The following is a 10,222-nucleotide window of genomic DNA, read 5'->3' as shown; positions in this document are numbered from 1 at the left end:
GAGGAGCGCCCCGACGCCGCCCGCGGGCTGCGCAGCGCGACCCGCGGCCTCAACATCCCCACCGACGCCTCCGGGGTGCCGCGCGCCCAGATCTTCCGCCGCCCGCGCCGCCGCGATGCTCAGGGCGACGCTCCGACCTCCACCTCCCCGGAAGAGCCCGAGTTCACCGAGCTCGGCGCCTCCGCCACCGGCCACACCTTCATGGGGGTTGGCGAGGTGCGTTATGTGCAGGTGGGCGCCAACTCGATCAGCGAGATCAGCGAACCGATGCGTGAGGATCGCTCCGAGCCCCGCTCCGATCGCTGGCTCGACGAGCTTGAGCAGGGTGCCCGCTCCGAGAGCAGCGCCCAGATCGGGGGCTCCTCCTCCCGCGCGACCATGCAGATCAACCCGGCCGGCCGCACCCGCGGCTTTGGCGAGTTGATGGAAGAGATGGAGCGCGACACGAGCTCCAACCCGCGCACCGTGCCGGTCGAGGCGCTCGAAGAGATCCTGGACTCCGGTCCGGTCGCCGTCGACTTAAGCGAGAGCCTGGAGATGCTCGACGCCCGCGACCGGGACCTGGCCTTCGCCGCCGCCGAGCACGTCGCCACCGCCGGCGCCAGCGAAGGCATCATCGCCAGCCTCGAGGAGCTCTTCCCCGGCCGCATCTTTGTCGACCGCTACCAGTACACCGCCCAGACCCTGCCCCCGGTCGCCGAACACGGCCCGGTGCTCGACGCCCTGGTGCGCCTGGGCCGCCCCTCGCTCAAGGTGGTGCGCCACTTTATCGACAACCCCAGCCTGGAGCTGCGCTTCTACGCCACCTTCCTGCTCACGGAGCTGCCGGCCGACGGCCTCCTCCACGAGCTTCTCGGGCGCCTCTTCGACCGCGACCAGCAGACCCGCCAGCTCGCGCGCACCATCCTGATGGGCTACCGCGACCACGGCGACTTCGACGTCCTTGTCATCCAGCCCCTGCGCCACGAGCTCGCCCAGAAAAACGAAGAGTTCCGCGTGGAGCAGGCCGCCGAGAACATCCGCCAGCTCCGCGATCTCAAGGCCATCCCCCAGCTCGTCGACGCCCTTGGCGAGCACGGCGGCCGCGTGCAGCTGACCATCCACCGCGCCCTGCGCGAGATCACCCTTCAGCCCCTGGGCCCCTCCCCCTCGGAGTGGCGCCGCTGGTGGTTTGATGCCCACGAGACCCCGCGCTGGCGCTGGCTGGTCGACGCCATGAACAGCCCCGACGACGAGCTGCGCATGCTGGCCTTCGACGAGATCGAGCAGCTCCCCGGCCTCGACCTCAACTACCACCCCGATCAGCCCCCCAAGCTGCGCATCCGTGCGCAGAGCGAGCTGGCAGAATGGTTTGTCCGCGGCGGCCGCGCGTAACGCCAAAACACCTCGATCCGCCCCCCTCCCAACCTGACGTGACGAACACCTCCTCACGACCTTCAGGGGGTGTTCGTCACCTCACAGAATACCCCATTATGGGTAACTCAAGCCCTTCGTCGACGTGACGAGAGGGCTCTTAAGGCCTTAAGACCCCCTTCGTCGACGCTACGAATACCTCGTTATGGGTAGATTTTACCCTTCGTCGACGTGACGAAGCCCGGCTTAAGAGCTTCGGGGGGTGTTCGTCACGTCGAAGCCCCCCGGATTCCGCTGTCCCTCCCGAACCTGACGATAAACTCAAGCACAGCTCCCGCGCGCGGCACACTCGGGATGACCCCACCCTTTACAGCGTTTTTCCTTCTCGTTAGGTTTCTGAGCCCCAGAGGCCCCTCGTCTGCCCCGGCCGACGACGCCCCTGGCTTCAGCTCCCCCTTCCTGCGGACAGCGCCATGATGATGATCACCACCTTCTTCCTGATCGGTTGAGACGCGGCCCTTCTGGCCGCCCGAATGTCCCGAGTATCCAGCCTGGCGAGCCCCCGCTCGCCAGGCATCGGTGCACCTTTCTCAACCCAGACATCAGGAGTTTGTGATGACGCATCACGGCCCCGCGCTCTCGCGCACCCAGATCGATCATTTTATTCAGAAGGGCTTTGTTCGTATCGACGAGGCCTTTTCAGAGACGCTCGCAGCGGAGTGCCGCGCGCTGCTCTGGCGGGCCACCGGCTGCGATCCGCAGGATCGCGCCACCTGGACCCGACCGGTGGTTCGCATTGGCCACATCCCCCATCCTCGCTTTGTGGAGGCGGCCAACACCGCGCGCCTCCACGCCGCCTTCGACGCGCTGGTTGGCCCCGAGCGGTGGTTGCCCTGCCCGTCAATGGGCACCTTCCCCATCCGCTTTCCCTCCGAGGAGGATCCGGGAGACTGCGGCTGGCATATCGACGCGAGCTTCGGCTGGGAGAACGAGCCGGATTTTCTCAAATGGCGCATCAACGCCTACTCGAAGGGGCGAGCGCTCCTGATGCTCTTTCTCTTCTCGGATGTTGACGAGCACAACGCCCCCACGCGGCTGCGGGTGGGCTCGCACCTTGAGATGGCCGCGCGTCTTGCGCCCCATGGCGAGCGAGGGCTGACCCTTGGCGAGCTGGCGGCGCAGGGCTTTGGCAAGGACGACGGCGCGGTGGAGACGCTGGCCACCGGCCCGGCAGGCACCGTGTACCTCTGCCACCCATTTCTGGTGCATAGCGCCCAGCCCCACCGGGGCACCGAGGCACGTTTTATGGCGCAGCCCCCGCTCCTCCCTCGGGTTCCCCTCGATCCGGAGCGCCCGGAAGATCAGCGCTCACCGGTAGAGGAGGCGATGGCCCGGGGCATCGCAGGCTCCGGGGTTTCAAGCTGAGGTCCACATACAACGCCCCGCCTTCAACCGGCTTGTTTGACCACGACGTCTGATCAAAAAACCCCCGCGCCTCGGCAGGCGCGGGGGTTATCGACTTATCTACGACGCACGACACACCGACAGGCCCTCACCCGGCCGGAGCCTCCTCGTGCACGTCGGGGACGGGCACCGGGCCGGTGTGAATGCGGGCGTCATCGCCCACGCCGGGGCCGGGAATGTGGGGCTCGTCGGGGTCGATGGTGATCGTGACCCCCGCCGAAGCGCGCTGCGGGCGGTAGATGGTGTAGAGGGGGGCGAGCAGGTGGTTGAGATCGTCTTCGAGCCCGACCAGGCGCAGGGAGGCCTCCAGGAGATGGCGCGCCGAGCCGTAGGCTCGGCGAACCTCGGCGCGCGCGGCCTGCAGCTCGGTGATGGTGGTGGTGGCCTCGGCCTTCTCGGCGTCGGCGAGCTTGCGGCAGGTCAGGAGGGTGGCCAGGGTCTGGCGCGCGGCGTCGACGCGCGGGTCGTGCACAAACTCCCGGGCGCAGAACTCCACAACGCGCCGCAGGCGCGCGGCGGCCGCGTCAAGCCCCAGACCCACAAAACGCCCCGGGGTCACCCCGCCAAAGGCGCTCTCCATGGCTTCGGTGAACTCAGCCAGCCGCGGCGACGCGTTGCTCTTGAGGCTGTAATAGCGCGCCTGGCACATATCAAAGAGGCTCATGTAGCTGGCCTCGGCGGCCACCTCAGCGCGGTCGAGCTCGGCGGCGGCCCGGGCGGCCTGCCCGCCCTCCTCCAGCGCATCTTCCACCTGCTCGGTGAAGCTCAAATGCGCCTCCTCCAGAAGATCCAGGCAGAGCTCCTTACTGGCCTGGGCCACCGGATGGTTAAAGTTCAAAGGGGCAATCGCGTCGCGGGCGCGGATGAGCCTGGCGAGCATGACCTGATCGAATTTGGTCTCCTGCATACGTGCAGCTCCGTGTTCGGGTCGGGGCGTCGGAACCTGCGCTGTGGACACAGCATGGATCGACGCGCCGGAAGTCGACGTGGAGTCCCCCCTTACGGCCGTGGACGGCGGGGACCTTCTCAGGTGGTGCGTGTTACGAATGCGGGGACTTTAAAGCGTTGCGCCGTTGGGTTCAAGCCGGGCAAGTGCTATCGGTGAACGCCCCCCCGCGCGGAATAGAATCGGCCGCCCCCGGGTACTTGTGCGGACTCCTGTTAACCAGCTGGACACCACCGATGAAAAATCTTCGCATCAGCAACACCGCGCTCCTCGCCCTGGTCTTGAGCACAAGCGTGGGCTGCGATCAGGTCACCAAGATCGTCGCCCGCGAGCAGCTTGAGGGCCTGGGGCGCCTCTCGTATCTGGGCGACACCTTTCGCCTTGTGCTCATCGAGAACCACGGCGCCTTCTTAGGCATGGGCTCGGAGATGCCCGCCGCGCTGCGCACCGCCATCTTTGTGGGCGTGGTCAGCATCGCGCTGATCGCCTTTCTGGTGTGGATCATGCGCACCCCGGATCTCTCAAAGTTCTCGGTGGTGGCCGCCGGCCTGGTCATCGGCGGGGGCATTGGCAACGTGATCGACCGCGTGCTCTTTGACGGCGGCGTCACCGATTTTCTCAACCTGGGCATCGGCACCCTGCGCACCGGTATTTTCAATGTGGCCGACGTCTGGATCATGCTGGGCGCGGCGATGATGCTCGTCTCCCGCGACACCTGGGCGCCCGACAAGGCGGAGGCCTCCGATGAGGACGGCCCGCCGCCTGAAAGCAGCGACGAGGCGGATCCCTCATTGCAGACCTGAGCATCTCGCCAGATCGCACCTGGCTCCCTGATTGAAAAACCTGAACGAAAAAACGCCCCGAGTTCGGGGCGTTTTTTCGTTCAGGGTGATGGATGAAAGCTCACAGGCTTTGTATCGCCACAAGGCAATCGAAACACCTTGAGATGCGAAATCGAGAGTGACCCGAGCCAGGTGCAAACCACAGAGGATGCTCTGGGATCATGGAGGATTTGCAACGCAGCTCAAGGTGAGCTCAATGCAGCAGACGTGGCGTCAACATGGACTGACAGCGTATTAGCCGTTGAGCACAAACATCCCGCCCACAAGCCAGCTGTACGCGCCGGCGCCCTGGCAGACCTGATCGATCGCGGTGATCCGCAGGGTGACCTCATCGGTGCCGCTCAGATCGATCGCTTCGAAGTAGATTTGCCCCTCAAATGAGAAGCTCGCTCCGCTATTTCCGCCCACAAAGCTGTACGTGTCGATCTCCTGACCATTGAGCGTGATCGCAAAGCGCAGCTCACCCACCTCACAGTAGGTGGTCGTGTTGTCTTCCATCTCAAAGGCGTAGTTCAGGCTGGCGACTTCGGGAAGCGTCCCCACATCGAAGGTTTCCTCGACGTACGATCCGGCTGCAAAAGGGGCGTAGGTAGCCGAACCCAGGAGCTGGGTAGTGAACATTGTATCGAGCGTCGTGTCGTTGGAGGGAAAACTCACGCTGAGGCTCTCGAGCGCATCGCACACGAAAGTCGTCTCCTGAACCTCCCCGGGGTTCAGCGCGCCGTCGTTGTTGACATCAACACCCACATCGATGCGGCGACCGCCGTAGGCGCAGTCCGCGCCGGGGTCGACGTCCACGATATCAATGAGGCTGTTCAGGCCAGGCTCGCCCTGCTCGCCCTGTTCGCCCTGCTCACCCTGCTCGCCCTGTTCGCCCTGCTCGCCCTGCTCGCCCTGTTCGCCCTGTTCGCCCTGTTCGCCCTGCTCGCCCTGCTCGCCCTGCTCGCCCTGTTCGCCCTGTTCGCCCTGTTCGCCCTGTTCGCCCTGTTCGCCCTGCTCACCATCGCAGACGAAGGCGGTGGAGGTGATTTCATCCTCGTCGAGCACATCGTCCATGTTGAGGTCAATGCCGGCGTCCACGCGCACCCCACCGCTCGGGCAGGCATCTCCGGGGGCTTCTTCGCTGACCAGGGTCAGGCTCTGAAGCGCCTGCGCGCCATCTTCGCCGTCTTCGCCGTCTTCGCCAGCCTGCCCATCGGCGCCCGGCGCACCGGCCACCGCACAGATCAACGACGTGTCGTCGATCTCATCGGCGTCGAGCTCGCCATTGGCGTTCTCGTCAGGGCCGGTGATCACACGCAAACCGCCGAATTCACAGTCGTCTCCTGGCTCGACCTGCTCGGTATCGACCAGAGTGCTCACGCCGTCGGCGCCGGCCGGTCCGGAGACGGCGTCGCCGCCTCCGCACGCGCTCATCGTTCCCACAATCAAGCATGCTGCCAGTACGCTTTGTCGCTTCAACATCATAAAAACCTCCCTGAACGTAAACGAATGTATGGGGTGAGAGCATTGCTAACGAAATGTCGCGCGCGTCTCAAACCCATCTTTCCGGGGGCAGCGCGCGTCTTTCGCACCCGAATCACCGCTGGCATACTGGGGCTGACCTGCCCCTCCCTCTTAGAGAGCCCCGACGCCATGACGCAGCCTCCCGCCGCGACCTCCGACGCCAGCCCCACCTCCGATCCCACCGATGACGCTCCCCAACCCTTCGACGCCATCCCGCAGCCCCCGGGCTCGTTGATCCTGGGCAATGTGCCGGCCTTCAAAGCCGATATGCTGGCCACGCTTTTTGAAGGCCAGAAGACCTACGGCGACCGGGTGCGTTTTCGCCTGCTCAACAAGCAGGCGCTTTTCATCGCGCACCCCGACGACCTGAACTACGTGCTGATCCGCAACAACCGCAACTTCATCAAGACCACCCGCGGCTACCGCGCGATGCGCCAGCTTCTGGGCAACGGGCTTGTGACCAGCGAGGGCGACTTCTGGCTGCGGCAGCGGCGCATCGCCCAGCCCTCTTTTCATAAAAAGCGCATCCACGGCTTTGCCGAGACGATGGTCGACGTGGCCGAAAAAAGCGCGCGGGAGTGGGAGGCGCGTCTGAGCGCCGCCGAAGGTGGCCAGGCCCCGGTGGTGCGCTTGAGCGAGGAGATGACCAAAATCACCCTCGATATCGTGGGGTTCACGCTCTTGAGCACCGAGCTCTCCAGCCACAGCGCGAAGGTCAACGCCCGGCTGCAGTTTGTGCTCGAGGAGGTCACCCGACGCATTCGCGTGCCCTGGTCGATCCCGCTGAGCGTGCCCACCCCGGGCAATATGCGGGTCAACCGCGCCATCGCCGGACTCGACGAGGTGGTCGAGGGCATCATCGCCGAGCGACGCGCGGGCGATAGCCGCGAAGATCTGCTCACCATGCTCATGGAGGCCCGCGATGAGGAGACCGGCGAAGGCATGTCGGACGCGCAGCTTCGCGATGAGGTGATGACGATCTTTTTAGCGGGTTTTGAGACCACGGCCACCGCGCTGATGTGGACCTTTTATTTGCTCTCGCAGCACCCTGAGGCCGAAAAAACACTGCACGCCGAGCTCGACGAGGTCTTAAAAGGCGGCCGGCGACCCACCCTGGCCGACCTTCCTCGCCTGGAGTGGACGCGCATGGTCATCGAAGAATCGATGCGTCTTTACCCGCCGGTGCCGATGCTCGCGCGCATGTCGGTGGAAGACGACGTGATCGGCGGCTATGAGGTGCCCGCCGACACCTTCGTGATCATCAGCCCCTACGTCACCCACCGCCACCCCGACTTCTGGGAGTCGCCCGAGACCTTTGATCCGGAGCGCTTCCGCGACCCCAAAGCCGAGCGCCCCCGTTTTGCGTATTACCCCTTCCTGGGCGGCCCGCGTCAGTGCATCGGCAAACGTTTTGCGATGATGGAGGCCCAGCTCGTGCTCGCCACGCTGGCCAGCCGCTTCAAACTTCGTGTTGCCAGCGACTCGCCAGCCGAGCCCAACGTCACGATCACGCTGGGTGTGAAGGATGAGATTTCAATGCACCTGGAGCGACGTTAACCACTCCAGAGAACCGACCGTGGGTCGGACATCGACCCTACATTATGCAGGCGACTCGGTGGTCTCTTCGGCCTCGGAGCTCTCGACCAGGGCCCGAAGCTGCGGCCGGGTCTGGCTGAGTTCATCGAGGCGCCGCTCCCCATCCTCGCTCAAAAAGGGGCGCATCAGCCCGACGGCGTGGCGAGGGCTCACACGCACCCGACCGTGGGATTGCCGCGCCAGCGCCAGGATCATGTACGTGCCATAAAAGAGCCACGCCGTATCAAAGGCGTTGATGCGCGGATCGACGATGCCGGCGTCCTGCCAGCGCGTGATGTTCTCGGTGAGCAGCCCGACGACGTTTTCCTGATAGGGCAAATAGACCGCGCGCACGTCCGGCTCATCGAGCTCAGCGAGCACCAGAAAGATCATCCTGGCGAGGTCTTCGGAGCTCTGCAGAAGACGCGCGTAAAACTCCATGCAGCTAACGATGGCCTCGACCGGGTGTTCGTAATGCTCGGCCAGGGCCTTCTCCAGGCCCCTGGCGAGCTTGCCGGAGGTGTGGTCGATGGCGTCGATGAAGAGCTCGCGTTTGCTGCTGTAATAGCGGTAGAGCAGCGCCTCGGTGACGCCGGCCTCCTCGGCGATGCGTTTGGTGGTCGCGCCGTGGTAGGTCGAGCGGGCGAAGACGCGAATGGCGCTTATCAAGATCTGTTGCTTGCGCTCGGCAGCGGGAAGTCGACGGGTAGACACGATGGGAACCCTCACGTCAGGGGAGGTCGGAGCAGGTGAATCAAGCGTTCATACAGGCGCGACTCACCGGTCCAGGTACGGCTTGGAGCGAGTCTCAACCCAATCGGGAAGGGGCATCCTAACCTTATGGTAAGCATTCGCAAGCAGGGGGGTCGCGGGGCGGCCCGGAAGGGCGATTGACCGCCCTTGAGCAGAATCGATGGGCATAGCATGCGCGCAGACGTTGTTCAGATCGCGGGGTTGCCCCGTGCCGGGCAGCTCCTTATGATGCTCACGCGTTCTGGACGTGTTTTTTTTGAGACGATGACACACCGAAGCGACACACGATGATTGAGGCCAGCTCACAACCTGCGTACGCGACGATCGCGTGGAAGTTGATGGCAGCGTTTTGCCTGACGCTTCTGTGCGCGCTGGTCGTGGCAGCGCCCTCGAAGGTGAGCGCCTGTGTGCCGCCTTCCATGCAACTGTCATCGAACGCCGGTGAGCTCGACCGTAGCGCGTCTGTGGATCGTGCCGATGCCGATCGGGATGTCATCGAGCGGCCGGAGCACGTCGAGCATGAAGCCTGCTGTCCGGGAGAGCTGGAGAGCGGGCAATGCGCCGCCGACTGCGATTATTGCGGTTGCTGCGGCCATATGGTGGGCACCACCGCCTGGAGCTTTCGGCTTCAGCGCGTGCCGGCCCCCATCGAAGAGGTGATCACCCTCTCTCGCGATGGAGAGGGCCACCGCATGAGGCTCTTTAAGCCTCCCCGTGCGCTCGTCTGAGCGTAGGTTTTCGCCATTCTGGCGATGTTTCGAGACCTTCGACATTTTCGAAAACCAGGTGGTCTGGTGCGCGCTTGAGCGTGCTCATCCAGAGTCCGTGCAGCGTTGCGCGGCGCTGAATGAGCGGCGCATGGCGAGCGACCGGCGGCGAGTGAGGCATCCTTTCAGGAGCTGTCTCGCGGCGCGGGGCGACCGGACCATCGTCGGGAGAGAGCATCATGCAACGACGACTCGCGGCCTTTGCCGCGTGCGCCCTCTTCACCTCTGCGGCCGCCTGGCCGCAGGCGGCCCGGGCGCAATCCCCCCCCGAGCTCCGACTGAGCTCGGTCATTGACTACGCACGCTGTAGCGCACCGACCTTTCATACCTCGTCCCTCGATACCGAGGCTGCCCGCGGCGAGCTACGCGCTGGCGAGCGTGTCTTAAGTGAGGGCGTGGAGGTGGGCGTGAGCGCCGGCCCGCGTTTTTTGACCGGCGACACCCACGGCGCATCCAGCCCCCAGGCCGACCTGGGCCTGGAAATAGGGCTTCCCCTGGGCCGCCCCGGCGACCGCGCCCGGCGCATCGAGGAGGGTGAGGCCAACCTCGCGCTCAGCGAGCGCCAGGCCGAGCGCGCCGACGTGGAGGCCATCCGAGGCGCGCTGATGCTCTATCGCGAAGCCGCCACCCGCGCCGCCACCCTGGACCTTGCCGCAACACGTCTGGAGCTCACTCGCCGCTTAAGCGAGGTGGCCGCCGCCCGCGCCGAGTCGGGTGAGTCCGGTGCGTTGGAGGCTGAGCTGGCCGCCTTAAGGTATGAGCGCGAAGCTGCGGAGGTGGCCCGCCAGCGCGCCCGTCTTAAGCGCCTGGAGCGCCGCCTTGCCACCGTGCTCGAAATCGACCAGCCCGCCGAAGACAGCGCGGATGCTGACGATGCGGGCCTCGCCACCCTCCCCACTGCCGCTGAACTTCAGCGTGTGCACGAGGCGCTGCTGCGCTCGGAGACCGCCTCTCCGCGCGCCGCCGAGCTTCGGGCGCAGGCCGAGGCGCTGCGGGCCCGGGCCCGCGCGCAACGC

The 10,222-nt window shown here is 65.4% G+C and carries 9 protein-coding genes; 6 read left to right on the top strand and 3 right to left on the bottom strand.

Annotation, left to right across the window (positions count from 1 at the left end; genetic code table 11):
* On the top strand, nt 1-1,374 hold a 1,374-nt coding region (locus tag FRC96_RS22365), incomplete at its 5' end, for a HEAT repeat domain-containing protein (protein ID WP_230470363.1).
* A 594-nt stretch (nt 1,375-1,968) separates the two neighbouring features.
* Nucleotides 1,969-2,778: a phytanoyl-CoA dioxygenase family protein gene (locus FRC96_RS16610; RefSeq protein ID WP_146976074.1), complete on the top strand. Its 810-nt coding sequence runs from the start codon at nt 1,969-1,971 to the stop codon at nt 2,776-2,778.
* A gap of 127 nt (nt 2,779-2,905) precedes the next feature.
* On the opposite strand, the gene FRC96_RS16605 is transcribed toward FRC96_RS16610, so the two are convergent.
* Complete coding sequence (locus FRC96_RS16605; RefSeq protein ID WP_146976072.1) at nt 2,906-3,724, bottom strand: hypothetical protein; 819 nt, start codon at nt 3,722-3,724, stop codon at nt 2,906-2,908.
* A 275-nt stretch (nt 3,725-3,999) separates the two neighbouring features.
* Between FRC96_RS16605 and lspA the strand changes: the two genes are divergently transcribed.
* Nucleotides 4,000-4,566 (top strand): signal peptidase II, encoded by a 567-nt coding sequence (gene lspA / locus FRC96_RS16600; protein WP_146976070.1) that lies wholly within the window; start codon nt 4,000-4,002, stop codon nt 4,564-4,566.
* A 273-nt stretch (nt 4,567-4,839) separates the two neighbouring features.
* Here the strand turns inward: lspA and FRC96_RS16595 are convergent, their stop codons facing one another.
* Nucleotides 4,840-6,021, bottom strand: coding sequence for a DUF7151 family protein (locus FRC96_RS16595; RefSeq protein ID WP_146976068.1), 1,182 nt, complete (start codon nt 6,019-6,021; stop codon nt 4,840-4,842).
* Between the two features lie 93 nt (nt 6,022-6,114).
* Between FRC96_RS16595 and FRC96_RS16590 the strand changes: the two genes are divergently transcribed.
* Nucleotides 6,115-7,668 (top strand): cytochrome P450, encoded by a 1,554-nt coding sequence (locus FRC96_RS16590; RefSeq protein ID WP_230470362.1) that lies wholly within the window; start codon nt 6,115-6,117, stop codon nt 7,666-7,668.
* 42 nt (nt 7,669-7,710) lie between these two features.
* Here FRC96_RS16590 and FRC96_RS16585 read toward each other — a convergent pair whose 3' ends face one another.
* Entirely contained in the window at nt 7,711-8,400 is a 690-nt protein-coding gene (locus FRC96_RS16585) for a TetR/AcrR family transcriptional regulator (RefSeq protein ID WP_230470361.1), read from the bottom strand.
* A gap of 458 nt (nt 8,401-8,858) precedes the next feature.
* On the opposite strand from FRC96_RS16585, the gene FRC96_RS16580 reads away from it, so the two are divergent.
* On the top strand, nt 8,859-9,167 hold the full coding sequence (locus FRC96_RS16580; RefSeq protein ID WP_146976065.1) for a hypothetical protein: 309 nt from the start codon (nt 8,859-8,861) through the stop codon (nt 9,165-9,167).
* Nucleotides 9,168-9,385: 218 nt separating this feature from the next.
* On the top strand, nt 9,386-10,222 hold an 837-nt coding region (locus tag FRC96_RS16575), incomplete at its 3' end, for a TolC family protein (protein WP_230470360.1).

Source organism: Lujinxingia vulgaris, assembly GCF_007997005.1.
In the GTDB taxonomy this organism is placed as follows: Bacteria; Myxococcota_A; Bradymonadia; order Bradymonadales; family Bradymonadaceae; genus Lujinxingia.
The sequence above is the reverse complement of the archived record's forward strand: the minus strand, read 5'-3'. Positions and strand labels throughout refer to the sequence as shown.